This window comes from Pseudomonas sp. H3_A02 (genome assembly GCF_054671965.1).
Map to the genome: position 1 here is coordinate 6,294,655 of NZ_CP162807.1, position 18,300 is coordinate 6,312,954.

17 protein-coding genes are annotated in these 18,300 nt (G+C 61.2%); 3 read left to right on the forward strand and 14 right to left on the reverse strand.

Annotated features, from left to right (window positions below; genetic code table 11):
* Window positions 1-30: 30 nt before the first annotated feature.
* The 4 genes from AB4N80_RS27680 to AB4N80_RS27695 all read right to left on the reverse strand — a co-directional run bounded on the left by AB4N80_RS27680 (window position 31) and on the right by AB4N80_RS27695 (window position 3,940).
* On the reverse strand, window positions 31-894 hold the full coding sequence (locus AB4N80_RS27680; protein ID WP_305482889.1) for an efflux RND transporter periplasmic adaptor subunit: 864 nt from the start codon (window positions 892-894) through the stop codon (window positions 31-33).
* Between the two features lie 9 nt (window positions 895-903).
* Window positions 904-1,110, reverse strand: a complete 207-nt coding sequence (locus tag AB4N80_RS27685) for a DUF1656 domain-containing protein (RefSeq protein WP_122566834.1) — start codon at window positions 1,108-1,110, stop codon at window positions 904-906.
* Window positions 1,097-3,097, reverse strand: a complete 2,001-nt coding sequence (locus AB4N80_RS27690; RefSeq protein WP_122566835.1) for an FUSC family protein — start codon at window positions 3,095-3,097, stop codon at window positions 1,097-1,099. Before AB4N80_RS27690 ends, AB4N80_RS27685 begins: the two co-directional genes overlap by 14 nt.
* 375 nt (window positions 3,098-3,472) lie before the next feature.
* Complete coding sequence (locus tag AB4N80_RS27695; protein ID WP_122566836.1) at window positions 3,473-3,940, reverse strand: PA2169 family four-helix-bundle protein; 468 nt, start codon at window positions 3,938-3,940, stop codon at window positions 3,473-3,475.
* A gap of 206 nt (window positions 3,941-4,146) precedes the next feature.
* Between AB4N80_RS27695 and AB4N80_RS27700 the strand changes: the two genes are divergently transcribed.
* Together AB4N80_RS27700 and AB4N80_RS27705 are read left to right on the forward strand one after the other, a co-directional pair.
* Complete coding sequence (locus tag AB4N80_RS27700; protein WP_053119117.1) at window positions 4,147-4,383, forward strand: DUF3820 family protein; 237 nt, start codon at window positions 4,147-4,149, stop codon at window positions 4,381-4,383.
* A 16-nt stretch (window positions 4,384-4,399) separates the two neighbouring features.
* Window positions 4,400-5,587, forward strand: coding sequence for an aminotransferase class V-fold PLP-dependent enzyme (locus AB4N80_RS27705; protein ID WP_460079897.1), 1,188 nt, complete (start codon window positions 4,400-4,402; stop codon window positions 5,585-5,587).
* A 136-nt stretch (window positions 5,588-5,723) separates the two neighbouring features.
* Here AB4N80_RS27705 and AB4N80_RS27710 read toward each other — a convergent pair whose 3' ends face one another.
* The 3 genes from AB4N80_RS27710 to zwf are packed head-to-tail and all read right to left on the reverse strand — an operon-like array spanning window position 5,724 to window position 8,576.
* On the reverse strand, window positions 5,724-6,389 hold the full coding sequence (locus AB4N80_RS27710) for a bifunctional 4-hydroxy-2-oxoglutarate aldolase/2-dehydro-3-deoxy-phosphogluconate aldolase (protein ID WP_122566839.1): 666 nt from the start codon (window positions 6,387-6,389) through the stop codon (window positions 5,724-5,726).
* A 17-nt stretch (window positions 6,390-6,406) separates the two neighbouring features.
* Window positions 6,407-7,120, reverse strand: a complete 714-nt coding sequence (pgl, locus tag AB4N80_RS27715) for a 6-phosphogluconolactonase (protein ID WP_122566840.1) — start codon at window positions 7,118-7,120, stop codon at window positions 6,407-6,409.
* Window positions 7,107-8,576, reverse strand: coding sequence for a glucose-6-phosphate dehydrogenase (zwf, locus tag AB4N80_RS27720; protein ID WP_092203908.1), 1,470 nt, complete (start codon window positions 8,574-8,576; stop codon window positions 7,107-7,109). The genes pgl and zwf overlap by 14 nt, the downstream gene beginning before the upstream one ends.
* Before the next feature lie 196 nt (window positions 8,577-8,772).
* Here zwf and AB4N80_RS27725 point away from each other — a divergent pair, with 196 nt between their 5' ends.
* Window positions 8,773-9,633, forward strand: coding sequence for a MurR/RpiR family transcriptional regulator (locus AB4N80_RS27725; RefSeq protein WP_170842276.1), 861 nt, complete (start codon window positions 8,773-8,775; stop codon window positions 9,631-9,633).
* Between the two features lie 156 nt (window positions 9,634-9,789).
* On the opposite strand, the gene AB4N80_RS27730 is transcribed toward AB4N80_RS27725, so the two are convergent.
* The 7 genes from AB4N80_RS27730 to AB4N80_RS27760 form a co-directional block, all read right to left on the reverse strand.
* Window positions 9,790-10,644, reverse strand: a complete 855-nt coding sequence (locus tag AB4N80_RS27730; RefSeq protein WP_122566841.1) for a D-hexose-6-phosphate mutarotase — start codon at window positions 10,642-10,644, stop codon at window positions 9,790-9,792.
* Window positions 10,645-10,909: 265 nt separating this feature from the next.
* A complete protein-coding gene (locus AB4N80_RS27735; protein ID WP_122566842.1) occupies window positions 10,910-12,256 on the reverse strand; it encodes a carbohydrate porin in 1,347 nt (448 codons plus the stop codon).
* A gap of 224 nt (window positions 12,257-12,480) precedes the next feature.
* Entirely contained in the window at window positions 12,481-13,641 is a 1,161-nt protein-coding gene (locus AB4N80_RS27740; protein WP_122566843.1) for an ABC transporter ATP-binding protein, read from the reverse strand.
* Window positions 13,642-13,643: 2 nt separating this feature from the next.
* Window positions 13,644-14,489 (reverse strand): carbohydrate ABC transporter permease, encoded by an 846-nt coding sequence (locus AB4N80_RS27745; RefSeq protein WP_053182577.1) that lies wholly within the window; start codon window positions 14,487-14,489, stop codon window positions 13,644-13,646.
* A complete protein-coding gene (locus AB4N80_RS27750) occupies window positions 14,482-15,390 on the reverse strand; it encodes a carbohydrate ABC transporter permease (RefSeq protein ID WP_003198535.1) in 909 nt (302 codons plus the stop codon). Before AB4N80_RS27750 ends, AB4N80_RS27745 begins: the two co-directional genes overlap by 8 nt.
* A gap of 181 nt (window positions 15,391-15,571) precedes the next feature.
* Complete coding sequence (locus AB4N80_RS27755) at window positions 15,572-16,873, reverse strand: ABC transporter substrate-binding protein (RefSeq protein WP_122566844.1); 1,302 nt, start codon at window positions 16,871-16,873, stop codon at window positions 15,572-15,574.
* A gap of 116 nt (window positions 16,874-16,989) precedes the next feature.
* Window positions 16,990-18,249 carry a D-mannose isomerase gene (locus AB4N80_RS27760; RefSeq protein WP_460079906.1) on the reverse strand — a complete coding sequence of 420 codons (1,260 nt, stop codon included), beginning with the start codon at window positions 18,247-18,249 and terminating at the stop codon, window positions 16,990-16,992.
* Window positions 18,250-18,300: the final 51 nt, after the last annotated feature.

Sequence of the window (18,300 nt, forward strand, 5' to 3'; positions counted from 1 at the left end):
CTTCATCGCGGGCAAGCCTTGCTCCCACATTTATGGTTGGTCTTCACGCACCTGCACACTCGCCGTCATCCCGGCGCTCAGGTTTACCCCCTCCGGCACCTTGTCCAACTTGATCCGCACCGGGATCCGCTGGGCCAGGCGCACCCAGTTGAAGGTCGGCTCCACCTCCGCCAGCAACTGCGCATCGGGGTTGGTGTTGCGGTCGGTAATGCCGCGGCTGATGCTTTCCACGTGCCCCTCCAGGGCATGGCCGGCGCTCATTAGCCAGACCTTGACCGGATCGCCCACACGAATCCTGGGCAATTTGGTTTCTTCGAAATAGGCCTGCACATAGAAGGTCGAGTCGTCGATCAGCGCCATCACCGGCTGCCCGGCATTCACGTAGTTGCCTTCGGCCAGGCGCAGGTTGGTGATATGGCCGCTGCGCGGGGCCAGGACCTGGCTGCGGGCCAGGTTGAGCTCGGCGACCTTGGCCTCGGCCTGGGCTTCGCGCAGTTCGCCGCGGGCGATGCCGGCGTTGATCTGGGCGTTTTCCCGCAGTTCGGCACTGATGGCCTGGGGCCCCAGGGCGGCGCGGCGACTGGCTTCGTGTTCGCGCAGGCTCAGTTGCTGCTGGCGTGTCTGGACCACGGCCCGGGCCTTCTCCACCGCCGCCTCGAAACGCTCGCGGTCGATGCTCAGCAATAGATCGCCGGCCTTGACCTGCTGGTTATCCACCGCCTTGAGCTCGCGCACCCAACCCGACACATCGGGGGCGATCACCACCACGTCGGCGCGGATCCGCGCATCACGGGTCCAGGGCGTGAGCATGTAGTACTGCCACAGGTGAAAGCCGGCGAAGATCGCCACAGCCACCATGCACAGCGTGACGGCGACACGTACGGAAGTACGCATGTTCAACTCCTATAGCGGCCCGAGGGCCACGGTAATAACAGTCAGGACACAGACATACAGGGCGCAGTCGAACAAGGCTTCATGCCAGATCCAGCGCCCGGCCGGCACCAGGCTGAGCAACAGGCGCAGCGCGCCGGTCACCAGCAATGCCAGCACCACATAAATCAGGAACGGGCTGAGCAACACCCCGCCAATCGACCACTCACGCAAGCCCATGGCTGTGCTCCCGTCGTTCAGGTTCGTGCTGGCGGCACCAGGCGCGCCAGCTGTTTTGCAATTGCACCACCGCGCCCTGGGCCAGCTTCAGTGCATCGCCGGGCGGCTGGGTCGACAACACGTTCAGGAACTCGGCGCTCGCCGGGGCCAGCGCATCGGCCTGGTCGCCGGCAGGACCGCGTTCGAGCACCTGCTCCAGCGCTTCGAAATAACGTCGCTGCGCCCGGGTATCGGGCACTTGGGCGACGGCCAGGCTCAGGCGCAAATGCAACAGCTCATCGCCAATGTCCAGGCCCAGCAAGCCATCATCCCAACGGCTACGCGCCTGCACCGGCAGTTCAGGGTAATGCCTGGCCAACTGCAACAGCCGGTCGGCCATGCGCCCGCCGAACCAGCTCTCGGCACCCTGCAGGCGGCGATGGGTCAGACGCACCAGGTCGTGAAGGGTCGCGGCCAGCAGGCGGCGGCTGTGCCAGGCCGGGTTGCGCAAAATCAGCAGATTGAAGGCCAGCACCGCCGCGCCCACGCCAATCATCATGGCCTGGGCGTTGTTGAAGAACGCCGCGACGTCGTACTTCATGGTGTTGAGTGGCGATATCAGCACCACGAAATGCAGGCAGAACGACGTCGCCGTGGCGAAGATCTGCGGCTTGGCCATGCCCAATGCCCCGAAAAACAACGGCACCCCCATGGCCAGGCACAGCATCGCGAAACTGCTCCATTGCGGTAGCACGAGCTCGCCGATCACGAACGCCGTCGGCACGGCCAAAAAGATGCCCCGCAGAAAACTCATGCCGATCTGCGCGCCGTTTTCACGACTGGCAAACAAGCTGCACACCACGCACGTCAGTAGCATCGCGCCCGATGCGGCGGGCCAGGCGGTTGCCAGCCAGAAACAGGCAACTACCAGGAACGCCAGGGCACTGCGTGCGCCGAAGACTATCGCCAGGGACAGATCACGATGAGGCGCCAGGGTTCGCGGTGGATCCGCTGCCTCCCTGCCCTCCTGTACCGCCGTCAAGGCTGCGCAGGCGGCCAGGGCGGTGTCGAGCAACAGAGCGAAACGCGCCAGGCAATAACTTTGCGCCGCGCTGAACTGCGGGTCGTGGGACGCATCCCATACCCGGGGACGCAAGGCTTGCAGGGTCGCACTGTCGGCGTCGAGGGCTTGTTGCACCTCGTTCATCCACGGCTGGAGGGCCTGAGCCTCTTCAGGGTCGAGCTGTTTCCACTGCCGACGCACCGAGCGCGAAAGACGCAGCAACATCAGCAATTTCTGGCTCAAGCCGCTGATGGCCCGGGCCCGCTGTCGACCACGGCTGCCTTCGAACCAGGCATGTTCGCGCTGGGCATCCACCGCGACAATCCTGCCCAGGATTTCCAGCAACCCTTTACGGGCCTGGGCATCGCCCGCCAGGGTCGCACGGGCAGCCTGCATGCCGCTTTGCCAGGCAGCCAGGGCCTGCCCGGCCAATTGCCGCTCGACCCGCAACGGCCAAAGCAAGGCACTGGCTGCCGTGGCGCAGACGATGCCCAGGCTGATCTCGGTGCAGCGTGCCACCGCTTGATCAAACACCCCCAGCGGATGGGAAAGGGCCGGCAGGGCAATGATCGCCACCGTGTAGCCGGCCAACACGAATGAATACGACCAGGCACTGCGCAACAGCGTCGAACAGGCCGTGCACAGGCCCAGCCAGAGCGCCAGGGCCAGCAGGAACAACCAGGGCGCCTGGGCAAACAGGCCCATGAACACCACCGACATGACGGTGCCCACCAACGTGCCGACCAATCGCGCCAACCCCTTCTGCACCACCATCCCGGACAGTGGTTGGGCGACGATGATCGCCGTCATCAACGCCCATGACGGCTGCTCCAACCCCCAGCGCAACGCCAGCCACAACGCCAGCCCGGCGCCAAGCACGGTCTTGATGGCGAACTGCAGAGCGAGGCGATCAGGGGCGAACAAGGCCTGGAAGGTAATGGGCACGCGAAAAACTCTTTGGGGGATGCCAGTAACAATAGATGCAATGCGGGGGGATAGGCGATGCAATTATTAGCTAGCTACCTATTAGAGTCCAGAGGTGATTATTGATGGATTTAACAAACACTGTTTCTGTCTGGCGCTGAGTTGAAATGCCTCGACCCGACCTTGTGGCGAGGGGATCTATCCCCGCTGGGCTGCACAGCAGCCCCAGTCCCATCGGTATTACTGCGTCGTGTCAGCCCGGATATAGGGGGTTGCTTCGCAATCCAGCGGGGATAAATCCCCTCGCCACAACAGTGCTCACCTTAAATTTGAGTCGCCCCCACAAAAAACGCCAGGCAAGCTGGCGTTTTTTTCGGCGGTGTTGGCTGCGTCTTTTTAACTCTGGGCACGTGCCTGGTTACGCAGCGCCTTGACCTGGTCATGGTTGCGTTGCACACCGTGGTACTGGCGCTCAACCAGGTCACGAATGCCGACCAGATTATGCTTGCTGATTTTTTCCAGCGCTTCCTTATAGGCCTTGAGCGCATGGTCTTCACCGCGCTCGGCTTCGTTGAGCACCGCTTCTTCGTCCTTACCGGTGAACATGGCTTTCACGTCCACCCAGCGACGGTGCATGTCACCGGCGACGCTGGTGGAAGTTTCCGGATCACCACCGAGGGCGCGAACCGCAGCTTGCAGTTCAGCCGCAGCGGCTGCGCAATCGGCGGCACGCTGGACGAACAGCGACTTGAGTTCCGGATGCTTGATGTCTTCAGCGCAGGTCTTGAACCCTTCCTGGCCATCCTTGCTGGTCTCGATCAGGTCGTTCAAGACGGAGATGGATTCTTTGTTGATGTCAGTCATTTTTCAGTTCCTTTGCGGGTGAATAGAAAACCTGCAAGGGATATTGCATCGGCCATGCCAGCCATCAACTCCAATAAAATTATTTAAAAATCAATTACTTAACAAACCCACTGAAATCTGTATCCGCGCTATTTGCATGATCTGTCATTTGGCCTGCATGCAGAATGCCTGTATTTTCGAGACAGGTTTGAATCAAGACGATTGCCATGAATCCGGAAAAGCTCGAATTGCTCGTCACGCGTCAAATGCCCTTCGGTAAATACAAAGGCCGAATCCTCGCCGACCTGCCGGGTCAATACCTGAACTGGTTCGCCCGTGAGGGCTTTCCCAAGGGTGAACTGGGCGGTTTGCTGGCGTTGATGCAGGAAATCGACCACAACGGTTTGTCCGACTTGCTGGACCCGCTGCGCGCCAAACATGGCCTGCCCAAACCTCGCCATTGACTGACTGAGACCCGCCATGCCCGAAAACACGCTGCGTGCCCACGACGAAGCTTTCTGGAAAACCTTTGTCGACCGCTACGACATCGATCCCGCCGGGCCACTCAATCTGGAAAACGGCTACTTCGGACGCATGTCCCGCACCGTGGTGGAGGAATACCAGCGCAACATCGAATTCATCAACCGCGGCAACTCCGTGTACGTGCGCCAGCAGTTCGACCAGGAACACGGAGAAGCCATTCGGCGACAGGTGGCCCAACTGATCCACGCCTCACCCCAGAGCGTGACGTTGGCCAACAGCGCGGTGGACGCCCTGCAAACCTTGATTCGCAACTACAACGGCCTCAAGCCGGGCGATCAAGTGCTGATCTGTGACGTGGAATATGCCTCGGTCAAAAGCGCGATGCGCTGGCTGGCCCGCCGGCGTGGCGTGGAAGTGATCGAAATCGTCCACCAGCACCCCGCCAGTTTCGAAAGCCTGGTGGGCACTTATCGCGAAGCGTTCATTCGCTACCCTCGTCTCAAGCTGATGGCGCTGACCTACGTCAACCACCTCACCGGGCTGGTGATGCCGGTCCAGGCCATTGCCGAGAACGCCCGGGAGTTTGCCGTCGATATCATCCTCGACGGTGCCCACGCCCTGGGCCAGATCGATTTCGACCTGAAGAAACTCGGGATCGAATTTGCCGGGTTCAACCTGCAGAAGTGGATCGGTGGCCCCCTCTCCCAGGGCTTCCTGTACATCGCCCCGCAGCGGTTGGCCGACATCGACCCGGACATGGACGAAGACAGCTACCCCGCCACCGACGTCCGCTCGCGCACGCCCCATAGCACGCCGAACATCCCTGCCTTGCTCACCCTGCCCCTGGTCTTCGAAGAACACCGCAGCCTGGGCGGCGCCTTGGCCAAAGGCGCGCGCCTGTGTTACCTGCGCGACCTGTGGGTGAAGGCCGTGCGCGATGTGCCAGGCATCGAAGTGATGACCCCGGATGACCGGCGTCTCTATTGCGGCATCACGTCGATGCGCTTCACCGCTCACGCCGATCAACAGGCGATGGCCGATCGACTGCTCACTGAGCATGGAATCTTCACGGTGGTGCGCCATACCAGCGTCGGGCCATGCATCCGCATTACCCCTGGGTTGATTACCTTGGCGAGTGATATCGAGCGGTTGACCCAGGCGCTGATTACACTAAGCCGTACCTAGATTTCCTGTGGCGAGGGAGCTTGCTCCCTCGCCACAGGAAATCTGTGCCGGCGTAAAAGTCCAGGCAAAAAAAAACGGTGCGCCGACCAAGCGCACCGTAAAACCGTAGAACACCCAACGAGGTTCGGTAAAACAATCAGTCCAGCAGCGCCAAGGCCTCGGCGGTGCATTCCTGAATGCGGGCCCAGTCGCCGTTCTTGATCCACTCCGGATCAAGCATCCAGCTTCCGCCCACGCACATCACGTTTTTCAACGCCATGTAGCTCTTGATGTTGGCTGGGCTCACGCCGCCGGTCGGGCAGAATTTCACTTCGCCGAACGGGCCGCCCAAGGCCTTGATGGCCGCGACACCGCCGCTGACTTCGGCCGGGAACAGTTTGAAGCGGCGATAGCCCAGGCCGTAGCCTTCCATGATGCCCGAGGCGTTGCTGATGCCTGGCAGCAACGGGATAGAGCTATAGACGCTGGCTTCGAGCAGGTCGCGGGTGATGCCCGGGGTGACGATGAACTGCGAACCGGCTGCCTCGGCGGCGTCCAGCATGTGGCGGTCGAGCACCGTGCCGGCGCCGGTCACCAATTCCGGACGCTGCTCGCGCAGAATCTGGATGGCCTTGAGACCGTACTGGGAACGCAACGTCACTTCCAGCGCCGTCAGGCCACCGGCGGCCAGGGCATCGGCCAGCGGCAGGATGTCCTGTTCGCGGGCGATGGTGATCACCGGCAGGATCCGCGCCTTGGCGCAGAGGCTGTCGATCAGGGCAACTTTGTCCGCCATGGAAACGGTCGGGGATGGGTTTGTCATAGCGGCTGATCCTTGGTTCATGGGCACCAGTAAATCTCTAACGTAGGTTGCAAAAACGCGCGGATCGGCATTTCGGCGACATCGTCACCCGCCACCGCGGCGTTCAGGGTGGTCAATTTCGACTGACCGGAAATCGACAGCACTTTGTGTTGCGCCGAGGCCAGCAAGGCGCGACTCATGGTCAAGCGCTGGTGCGGCACGGTCGGCGCCAGCATCGGCCAGCAACGACGAGTGCCGTTGGCGTCCAGGGCTTGGGCCAGGTTCGGACTGTCCGGGAACAGCGAGGCGGTGTGCCCGTCATCGCCCATGCCCAATACCAGTACGTCGATGGGCGGCAGTTCGGCCAGCAAGCGATCGGCCTGCTCGGCAGCCGCTTCCAGGTGCGCGCTGGCGCTGTAGAGGCTCAGGAACTGGGCCTTGGCCGCGGCGCCCTGCAACAGGTAACGCTTGAGCAAACCGGCGTTGCTGTCGGCGTGTTCAACCGGTACCCAGCGCTCGTCGGCCAGGCTGACCACCACCTTGGACCAGTCCAGCGCCTGCTTGGCCAGGTGCTGGAAAAACGCCACCGGGCTGCGGCCACCGGAGACCACCAGGGTCGCCGTGCCGCGCGCATCGATCGCCTTGCGCAACTGCTCGGCCACGTTCAGCGCCAGGCCTTCGGCCAGCAGCACCGGGTTCTTGAATTCGTGGGCGCTGACGCCCTGCGGCAGTTTCACTTCAGATATCGCCATACCATGACCTCCCATCCCGCGTGATCAGTGCAATGGAGCTCATCGGCCCCCAGGACCCCGCCGCATACGGCTTGGGCGCATCGCCGGACTTTTTCCACCCGGCGATCAACTGGTCACACCACGTCCACGCGGCTTCAATTTCATCTTTACGAACAAACAGGTTCTGATTGCCGTTCATGACTTCCAGCAACAACCGCTCGTAGGCATCGGGAATCCGTGCGCTGCGATAGGTGTCGGAGAAGTTGAGTTGCAGCGGACCGCTGCGCAATTGCATGCCCTTGTCCAGGCCCTGCTCCTTGGTCATCACTCGCAGGGAAATCCCTTCGTCCGGTTGCAGGCGGATGATCAGCTTGTTGCTGATCTGCAAACGCTGCTCGGGCGCGAAGATGTAGTGGGACGGTTCCTTGAAGTGGATGACGATCTGCGACAGCTTCTGCGGCATGCGTTTGCCGGTACGCAGGTAAAACGGCACCCCGGCCCAACGCCAGTTGCGGATGTCAGCGCGCAGGGCGACGAACGTCTCGGTGTCGCTCTGGGTGTTGGAATTGGGTTCTTCGAGGTAGCCAGGCACCGACTTGCCCTCGCTGTGGCCGGCGATGTACTGGCCACGCACCACCTGGGTGGTCAAGCCTTCCGGGCTGATCGGCGCGAGGGCCTTGAGCACCTTGACCTTCTCGTCGCGGATACTGTCGGCGGACAAGTCGGCCGGAGGGTCCATGGCGATCAGGCACAGCAGCTGCAGCAGGTGGTTCTGGATCATGTCCCGCAGTTGGCCGGCCTTGTCGAAATAGCCCCAGCGGCCTTCGATACCGACTTTCTCGGCCACGGTGATTTCCACGTGGGAAATGTAGTTCTGGTTCCACTGGGTTTCGAACAGGCTGTTGGCGAACCGCAGCGCAATCAGGTTCTGGACCGTCTCTTTGCCCAGGTAATGGTCGATGCGATAGGTGCGGTTTTCCGGGAAGAACTGCGCCACGGCATCGTTGACCTTGCGCGACGACTCCAGGTCCGAGCCAATGGGCTTCTCCAGCACCACCCGGGTATTCTCGCTCAAGCCGACCTTCGCCAGGTTCTCGCAGATCGCCCCATACACCGCCGCCGGGGTGGCGAAATAGGCAATGACCTGCTGGGCCGAACCGGCCGCTTCGGCCAGGGCGACATAATCGTCGGCCTTGAGGAAATCCACGTGCAGGTAGGTCAAACGGGCCAGGAAACGCTCGAGTACGGCTTCGTCCAGGTCTTTTTCGCCGACATAACGGCGCAGCTCGGCGGCGATGAATGCCAGGTGCTGCTGCTCGCCGCCGGGCTCACGGGCCAACGCGATGATCCGCGTGTCCTCGTGCAGCAATTGGGCGCCATCGAGCTGATACAGGGCAGGAAAAAGCTTGCGCAAGGCCAGATCGCCCAACGCGCCGAACAAGGCAAAGGTGCACGGTTCAACCGTAATCGAAGGCATGATGTTTGTTCTTTTATCAAGTTAAACTACAAATACCTTTTTTCAAGGTATCACTCAAGGAAAAATGTAGTAATAACCACAACATTTTTCGAAAATACCGATTCCGAGTGGTGGTCCGTCGGAGCCATCAGTAGGATAGGCCACCGCAAAGGGTCGTATCAAAGACCCGTCTTCCTAGGAATCTTGTATGGACCGCGTGCGAAACTTACTGGAACAGATCCAGAGTCGCCTTGAAGACCTGAACAAGGCCGAACGCAAGGTGGCCGAGATCATCCTGCTCAACCCGCAGCAGGCGACCCGCTTCAGCATCGCCGCCCTCGCCCAGGCGGCTTCGGTCAGCGAACCGACCGTCAACCGTTTCTGCCGCTCGTTCGGCGTCAGCGGTTACCCGGAACTCAAGCTGCAATTGGCCCAGAGCCTGGCCAGCGGCGCCGCTTATGTCAGCCGCGCAGTGGAAGCCGATGACAACCCGGAAGCCTATACCCGCAAGATCTTTGGCAGTGCCATTGCGTCATTGGACAGCGCCTGCCAGGCCCTTGATCCCAATTTGATCAGTCGCGCCGTGGACCTGCTGATCCAGGCCCGGCAGATCCACTTCTTCGGCCTCGGTGCTTCCGCCCCGGTGGCCCTGGATGCCCAGCACAAATTTTTCCGCTTCAACCTCGCGGTGACCGCTCACGCCGATGTGCTGATGCAGCGCATGATCGCGTCAGTGGCCCACACCGGCGAGCTGTTCGTGATCATTTCCTACACCGGCCGCACCCGCGAGCTGGTGGAAGTGGCGCGCATCGCCCGGGAAAACGGCGCGTCGGTACTGGGCCTGACCGCCGAAGGCTCGCCGCTGGCCAAGGCCAGTACCCTGAGCCTGAACATTCCCCTGCCCGAAGACACCGACATCTATATGCCGATGACCTCGCGGATCATCCAACTCACCGTTCTGGATGTGCTCGCCACCGGCATGACCCTGCGGCGGGGCGTGGACTTCCAGCCGCATTTGCGCAAGATCAAGGAAAGCCTGAATGCCAGCCGGTATCCGGTGGGGGATGAGTTCAACTGACTCGATCCAGAATCTTCAGTGCCTGATAGTCCGTCTTCGCGAGCAAGCCCGCTCCCACAAGGTCTATGTTGATCACAAGTTCTGTGAACAACCCGAACCCCATGTGGGAGCGGGCTTGCTCGCGAAGGGGCCAGCCGCCACATCAGAGATACTGAGCTAAGCCCCCACCCACGCCTGCAAACTCAAATGCGCCCGCTCCCCCGGCGCCAGGCACAGACTGTCGGTGCCGCCACTGGCCGCTTCGACACAGACAAACTCACTGACCTCATCCCAACTCACCCCCAGCAATGGCCGGGCGCCGGGATGCCACACCACGGTGTCAGCACTGTCGCCGGTGTCGATGCACAGCTCGCGCTGCCAGGCGTGATCCTTGAGCTGCAATTCACCCTCGTGCTGGAACACCCGCTGACAGCCACCCTCGACCCGCAACTCACCTTCCTGCTGGCAAACCTCACGGTTGAGCTGGTCGTAACCTTGCGCACCTTCGAGCCCAGACAGCGCTACCTCACCGACGTCACCGATGCGCCAATAGGCGTGCAAGGCCTGGCTCAACTGGCACGGCAGGCTGTCCTGGTGCTCGGTGCTCAAGCGCAGTTCCATGCGCTCACCCAGGTCGGCATGCAGGTCTACTTGCCAGTCGCACAATTGCAGTTGCCAGTGCAAATGCACACCTTCGTCGTCACTGCGGCTGTCGAGCAGTTTCCAATCGATCAACCGCGCCCAACCGTGGCACGGCCAGGCGTTTTCGCTGGGATGGCGGCCATACCACGGCCAGCACACCGGCACCCCGCCGCGTATCGCGCCGACGTGTGGCCATTTGGCCGCGCACCACAACCAGGGCTTCTGGCCGCGCGGCTGAAAGTGCAGCAACTGCGCGCCCTGGCGGCTGAACACCGCCTGGCACAACGGGTGATCGATCACCAACACATCGCGCTGCCGATAGCGCTCCCACGCGAACACCGGGCGTTCGCGCAAGGATCTGAAAAAGCGTTGTAGCGGATGCTCATGCATGGGCCGCGGTCCTGGAAATCATTGAGTTGCTCATCTGTTTGCAACGCTTGTTGTGGCAGGCGATTGAGCTGTGGGAGCAAAGCTTGCTCGCGATGAAAGCGCCTCGCTTCCCTGGGAGACCGCGTTGCCTTCATCGCGGGCAAGCCTTGCTCCCACAGGCCCCTCGCCACAGGTTTTGCGCCAGCCGAGCACTCCGCAAAAAAAAGCGGACAGCCTTGGCCGTCCGCAAATATGCGCACATAGAGAGGAGCTTATCGCAACAGCGTTAGAACACCGACTGAATTTTCAGGCCGGCCACCAACGCGTTGTCGACTTCATCCACGCCACCTGGATGGGTGATGTATTGCAGGTTGGGACGTACAGTCAGCCAGTTGGTCACGTGGAAACCGTAGTTGATCTCGTAGTTGTATTCGGTGCTGCGCAACGGCGTGAACAGCGGATCATCGTAGTCGCTGACACCATTGGCAACGTTGACCAGCTCGGCGTTTTTCTTCACATCTTCGTTGACATGGATCCGGGAGAAACCGATCCCGACATCATCTTTAGGACGCGCATCGAACGGCCCCTTGTACACGAACATCAGCGACTGGTAGTTGTCGACGATGTTGGTTTCCTTGTCGTGGAAGGTGGCGTTGGCCGCGATATTCAGACCGCGAGAAGCATCACCGTTGTGAGTGGTGAGCTGTTGTTGCGCGACAAACCAGTAGCCGTCCTTGCTGCTGTGGCTGCGATAGGCGTTGCGGGTGGTCGCGGCGTCGTTGCCATCGTCGTCCTCACGGACGTCATCGGCCTTGGCCGTGCTCTTGTAGTAACCGACACGGTACTCGCCCGGCAGGTTATTGATCTTGGGTGACCAGACCAACTCGACCGGAATGAGGGTACCCTTGGTGCCGCTGCCGCTGAGCTTGTAGCGGTTCTTGTTTTCCAGTTGCGAAGGGTTCTGGTTGTAGGCACCGATTTGCGCATAGAGCTCAGGCGTGATGTTGTATTTGACACGAATCGCCGCCTGCATGATCGGCCAGTTGTACCAGATACCGGTCGCCCAGTTACCCGCTTGTGAACCGCAGAACGCCAGGTTCTGGAACTCGCACGGGAAGGTGTTGAAGTCTTCGCCCTCACCGAAATAACCGGCTTTGACATCCAGTTTGCTGTCGAAGTATTTCTGCTTGATCCACAACTGGGTCAGACGCGTGGTTTGCCCACGACCCCAGACTTCCTGGGAAGAACTGAGGGTACCGGCACGTGGATCACCGATACGGTCGTTGGAGATGTTGCGACCGTCGCGGCGGGTGAACTGGATCTTGGCTTCGGTATCGCCCCAGCCCGCCAGTTTCTCCAGATCGAGCGCGACCCCAAGGCCAAACTGCTGAGACCAGCGCGCGGTCTTGTCATCGTTGTAGCCGCCGTGGAGGTTGGCACCCATCTCGCCGACAAAGTCAGCCTTGATATCGATACCTTGCTCGATCAGCTTGGTCCGTTCACCGCCCCAGTCGCCCGTCATCCACTGCGAATCGGCGCTGAACGCGTCGGCAGCGTGTGCGCTACCGGCCAGCATCATCGCCGCAACGGCTGACAACTGGCAGATAAGCTGGGCGTTGTTTTTCTTTTTCATCCCTACATCCTCGTCTTTATTTATTGTTATTAACTGTTTTTATCTAACGCGGTTTACAACGATTGCGGCGAATGTCCCCATCCACCGCATACTCCCTTGTGGGAGCGGGTTTGTGTGGGAGCTGTGCTTGCTCGCGATGAAAGCGCCTCGATCTTTCGAATGACTGCGTTATCGTTCATCGCGAGCAAGCTTTGCTCCCACAAGCCCGCTGCCACATTGATCCCTCATCGGCCCTTGAACTGCGCCACGTTGGCACCCCGGGCGTCAGCTTGCGGCTGGCCGGCCACGCCCAGGCGTTCGCCGGACTGGGCGTCGAACAGCAGCACTTTCGACGGATCGAATTGCAGCGTCAGGGTTTCCCCGGGCTGCGGTGCCACGTCCGGTGCCAGGCGGCAGCAGACCTTGGTGTCGTTGAGGTTGACGAATACCAGGGTGTCCGGCCCGGTAGGCTCGGTGACCTGGACTTCAGCACGAATGGTCGGCAGGCCATTAGGCTCGCTGCCGGCCAACGCGATCTGTTCCGGGCGCAGGCCGAGGATCACTTCGCGGTCTTCCAGGCCGGCGTCCTGCATGCCCAGCGGCAGCTCGCAACGGGCCTGGCCGCTGTCGAGCAGCGCCAGCAGGCGACCGTCCTTGCGTTGCAGGCGCAGCGGAATGAAGTTCATCGGCGGCGAACCGATGAAGCTCGCCACGAACAGGTTGGCCGGGTTGGTGTAGATGTCTTTCGGCGTGCCGAACTGCTGGATGATCCCATCCTTCATCACCGCCACTTTGTCGCCCAGGGTCATGGCTTCGATCTGGTCGTGGGTCACGTAGACCGTGGTGGTCTTCAGGCGCTGGTGCATCAATTTCATTTCGGTACGCATCTCGACCCGCAGCTTGGCGTCGAGGTTGGACAGCGGTTCGTCGAACAGGTAGATCTTTGGCCGCCGTGCCAAGGCCCGGCCCATGGCCACGCGCTGTTGCTGGCCGCCGGAAAGCTGGCCGGGCTTGCGATTGAGCAGGTGCTCGATCTGCAGCAGCTTGGCCACGCGATTGACCTCTTCGTCGATGTCCGACTGTTTCATCTTGCGGATTTTCAGGCCGAACTCGATGTTCTCGCGCACGCTCATGGTCGGGTACAGCGCGTAGGACTGGAACACCATGGCGATGTCGCGATCCTTCGGGCTCATGCCGCTGACATCCTGGTCACCGATCATGATCGCGCCGCCAGTGATGGTCTCAAGGCCCGCGATGCAGTTCATCAGCGTCGACTTGCCGCAGCCCGAAGGTCCGACGAGGATCAGGAACTCACCATCCTTGATCGACAACTCAATGTTCTTCAGGGTGTCCGGCAGGCCGGCACCATAGGTCTTGTTTACGTTGCGAAGTTCAAGCGTTGCCATGATTACCCCTTGACTGCGCCGGCCGTCAGGCCGCGCACGAAATACTTGCCTGCGACCACATAGACCAGCAGGGTCGGCAGCCCGGCGATCATCGCCGCCGCCATGTCCACGTTGTATTCCTTGGCTCCGGTACTGGTGTTGACCAAGTTGTTCAGCGCCACGGTGATGGGTTGCGAATCACCGCTGGAGAACACCACGCCGAACAGGAAGTCGTTCCAGATCTGCGTGAACTGCCAGATCAGGCAAACCATGATGATAGGGGTGGACATCGGCAGGATGATCCGCCGGAAAATGGTGAAGAAACCCGCACCGTCCAGTCGCGCCGCCTTCACCAGTGCATCGGGAATGCTCACGTAGTAGTTGCGGAAGAACAGCGTGGTGAACGCCAGGCCATAGACCACGTGCACGAACACCAGGCCCGTGGTGGTACTGGCCAGGCCCATCTTGCCGAGGGTGAACGAGGCCGGCAGCAGGACGGTCTGGAACGGCAGGAAGCAGCCGAACAGCAACAGGCCGAAGAACAACTGCGAACCGCGAAAGCGCCACATCGACAACACGTAGCCGTTCAAGGCACCGATGGCGGTGGAGATCAGCACCGCCGGGACGGTGATCTTGATCGAGTTCCAGAAGTAGCCGTCCACCGTGGCCCAGGCCTTGACCCAACCGATGCCGCTGACCACGGTCGGCCAGCTCAGCAGGTTGCCGGTGCTGATGTCTTCCGGTGTCTTGAAGCTGGTCAACAGCATGACCACCAACGGCACCAGGTAAAGCACTACGGCGAGGATCAGCACCGCGTAGATCGCGATGCGACTCAGGCTGATGGAAGGTTTGGCAGCGAGACTAGTCATGACGCTTGGTCCTCAGCTCGGAGTACAGGTAAGGCACGATGATCGCGAGAATCGCACCGAGCATCAGGATTGCACTGGCCGAGCCCATGCCCATCTGGCCGCGACTGAAGGTGAAGGAATACATGAACATCGCCGGCAGGTCGGAGGAATAACCCGGGCCACCGGCCGTCATCGCCGCCACCAGGTCGAAGCTCTTGATCGCGATGTGCGCCAGGATCATCACGGCGCTGAAGAACACCGGACGCAGGCTCGGCAGTACCACTTTCCAGTAGATGCGCGGCATGCTCGCGCCATCGATCTGCGCGGCACGGATGATCGATTGATCGACACCCCGCAGGCCGGCCAGGAACATCGCCATGATGAACCCCGAAGCCTGCCACACCGCCGCGATCACCAGGCAGTACACCACGCGGTCCGGGTCGATCAGCCAGTCCAGGCGGAAGCCCTCCCAACCCCAGTCACGCAACAATTTGTCCAGGCCCATGCCCGGGTTGAGCAACCATTTCCAGGCCGTACCGGTGACGATCATCGACAGCGCCATCGGGTACAGGTAAATGGTGCGGATAAAACCTTCGCGGCGAATGCGCTGGTCGAGAAACACCGCCAGCAGCACGCCGATCACCAGGGTGATACCAATGAACAGGCCGCCGAACAGCGCCAGGTTCTTGCTCGCCACCCACCAGCGGTCGTTGTCCATCAGCCGCGCATACTGCGCCAGGCCTGCCCACTTGTAGTTCGGCAGGAACGTCGAGGTGGTGAACGACAGGACGAACGTCCACAAGATATAGCCATAGAAGCCCACCAGTACGATGAACATGCTCGGCGCCAGCACCAGTTTCGGGAGCCAGCGCTGCAATGCATCGAACGGCGAGGCCTTGCTGAACACAGCAACAGAACTCATGGGAAGATCCAGTACAAGAGAAAAAGACTACAAAACATTCCCTGTGTGGGAGCGAGCTTGCGTGGGAGCTGAGCTTGCTCGCGATGAAGGCACCTCGGTCTTTCGAATGACCGCGTTATCGTTCATCGCGAGCAAGCTTTGCTCCCACAGGCTCGCTCCCACAAAGGGACCGCGGCGCTAATTACTTCGCTGACTGCACCGCCGCACCCAGTTTCTTGGCTGCGTCAGCCGGGTCGGCTTTCGGGTCGTTGATGTAATTGGTCACCACATCGAAAAACGCACCCTGTACCGCCAGCGTGGTCGCCATGTTGTGCGCCATGCTCGGTTGCAGGCCGCCGGTCTTGGCGTCCGTCAGGAAGTCCTTGGCAGCGGTCTGGGCGCAGGAATCGAAACCGTACTTGGCCATGTCGCCCAGCATGTCGTTGCGCACCGGGATCGAGCCCTTGTTGATGCTGAAGACTTTCTGGAAGTTCTCACCCAGCACGACCTTGGCGATATCCTGCTGGCCAGCCGCAGTGCCCTTGTCCTTCTGCTTGAACACCGCCAGGGAGTCGATGTTGTAGGTGAAGGCCTTGTCGGTGCCCGGGAAGGCCACGCACTCGTAGTCCTTGCCGGCGACTTTCTTCGCTGCGGTCCACTCGCTCTTGGCCCAGTCACCCATGATCTGCATGCCGGCCTTGCCGTTGATGACCTTGGCCGCTTCCAGGTTCCAGTCCTGGCCCTTGCCGTCGGCGTCCATGTAGGTCGCGACTTTCTTCAGCTCGGTCAGCGCCTTGACCATTTCCGGACCGGTCAGGGCCTTGTTGTCCAGGTCGACCAGGGCCTTCTTGTAGCCATCAGCGCCCATCACCGAAAGCACCACGGCTTCGAACACGGTGCTGTCCTGCCAAGGCTGGCCGCCGTGGGCGAGCGGAATAAAGCCCGCGGCCTTGAGCTTGTCGCCGGCTGCGTAGAATTCTTCGAGGGTGGTCGGGTTCTTGGTGATGCCGGCCTTCTTGAAGACTTCCGGGTTGATCCACAGCCAGTTGACGCGGTGGATGTTCACCGGCACGGCGACGTAGTCACCTTCGTACTTCACGGTATCGGAGACTTTCTTGTCGAGCAGGCTGTCCCACTTTTCGGCCTTGGCAACGTCCTTGAGGATGTCGGTGTCGAGCAGGCCGGTGGACGCCCATTCCTGGATGTCCGGGCCCTTGATCTGGGCGACACCCGGTGGGTTGCCGGCCACCGCACGGCTCTTGAGCACGGTCATGGCAGTGGAACCGCCACCACCGGCGACAGCGCCGTCCTTCCAGGTAAAACCGTCTTTCTCTACCTGGGCCTTGAGCACATCGATCGCGGCTTTTTCACCACCCGACGTCCACCAATGGACGACTTCCACGGAACCTTTGGATTCGGCGGCAAGCGTGGTGACAGGGAAGGCTGCGACGGGAAGCAGGGAAGCAAGAGAAATGACAGTAGCGAGGCGAGAAATCGCATTCATCTAGAATTACCTTTCTTGTTGTTATGCATGCAAGTCTGGTGCTTGCGCTGCATGGATTCTAATCAGAGGGAATCCCTTCGCAGGTAACGAAGGGACGTGCAAATGTCACGACATGGTTACACAGGCGCAGGGCTGGATAACCGCGCCAGGGCTGACGCCATGCTCGGTGCCAGGGGCAGGCGCGGAATCAGGACCGCCTGCCAGGCGTGATAAAGATCCGGCTTGCCCGGCCAGATATCGGCGCTGGGACGGTTTTGCGGATCGAGTTCGTGATGCCAGCTGCCGTTGCAGCGGTCGATGAAATGTTTGTCGCAGAACTCCCAGAAGCACCGGTACCAGGCTTCGTACTTCGCCTCGTCGGTGCGCTTGAGCAAGGCGCTGGCAGCGGCCGCCGCTTCGGCGTGAACCCAATGCAGGCGATGGCGAACCACGGCGCGGTTATCCCAGTCCAGGGTGTAGACAATGCCCGGCGCGCCATCGACGTCCCAGCCGTGGCGGCAGTTCTGGTCGAAGAGTTTTTGCGCGTCCTGGGCCAGCCATCCCGGGGTCAGCATGCCGATTTGGACCCGTGCGGCTTCAAGGTGCAGCAGCAGCCGAGCCCATTCAAAACCGTGGCCGGGCGTGGTGCCGTAGGGGCGGAAACCATCGGCGGGATTGTCTTGGTTGTATTCGCGCAACGGCTGCCAGTGGCGATCGAAATGCTCCACCACCAGGTAGTCGTTAGCCGCGGCATGACCGTGGATCACCCGCTCGACAATGCGCAGGGCGCGGGCCAGCCAACGAGGATCGTCGGTGGCATCGGCCAGGGCCAGGAAGGCTTCGGTGGCGTGCATGTTGCTGTTGGCGCCGCGATAGGCCTCCTCCTCGCTCCAGTCGCGGTTGAAGGATTCGCGCAACGCGCCTTCCTCCTCACACCAGAAATGCTCATCGATGATCCGCACCGCTTCGTCCAGCAGTGCTGGCGCGCCGGGACGCTTGGCCACCACCGCGGAACTGGCCGCCAGGGCAACGAATGCATGCAGGTAGGCCGCCTTGCCAGCGCAGTCTTCATCAGGCCGCGTCGTGGCGAACCAGCCACCGTGCTCGGCGTCGCGCAAACGGCCGTTGAGGGCCTGGATGCCGTGATCCACCAGCTCAGCGAAACCCGGCAGGCCCTGGATGTGAGCCATGGCGAAGCTGTGGGTCATGCGCGCGGTGTTCATGGTCTCGGCCCGGGCATCGGCCGGCAGGCGCCCAAGTTCGTCCAGATTGCCAAAGCCGTCCGGCAGCTTCGAGGCCTTGGCGAACGCCAGCAGCCGCAAGCCTTCATCGGCAAGCCATTGCTGGTGGGCAGGCGCGTTCAGCCAACTGCTGAAGGCCGGTTGGAAGGTGTCCATCGGAATACCTTTTTTGTTGTTTTGACGCAGGGAGTCTAAACAAGGGATGGC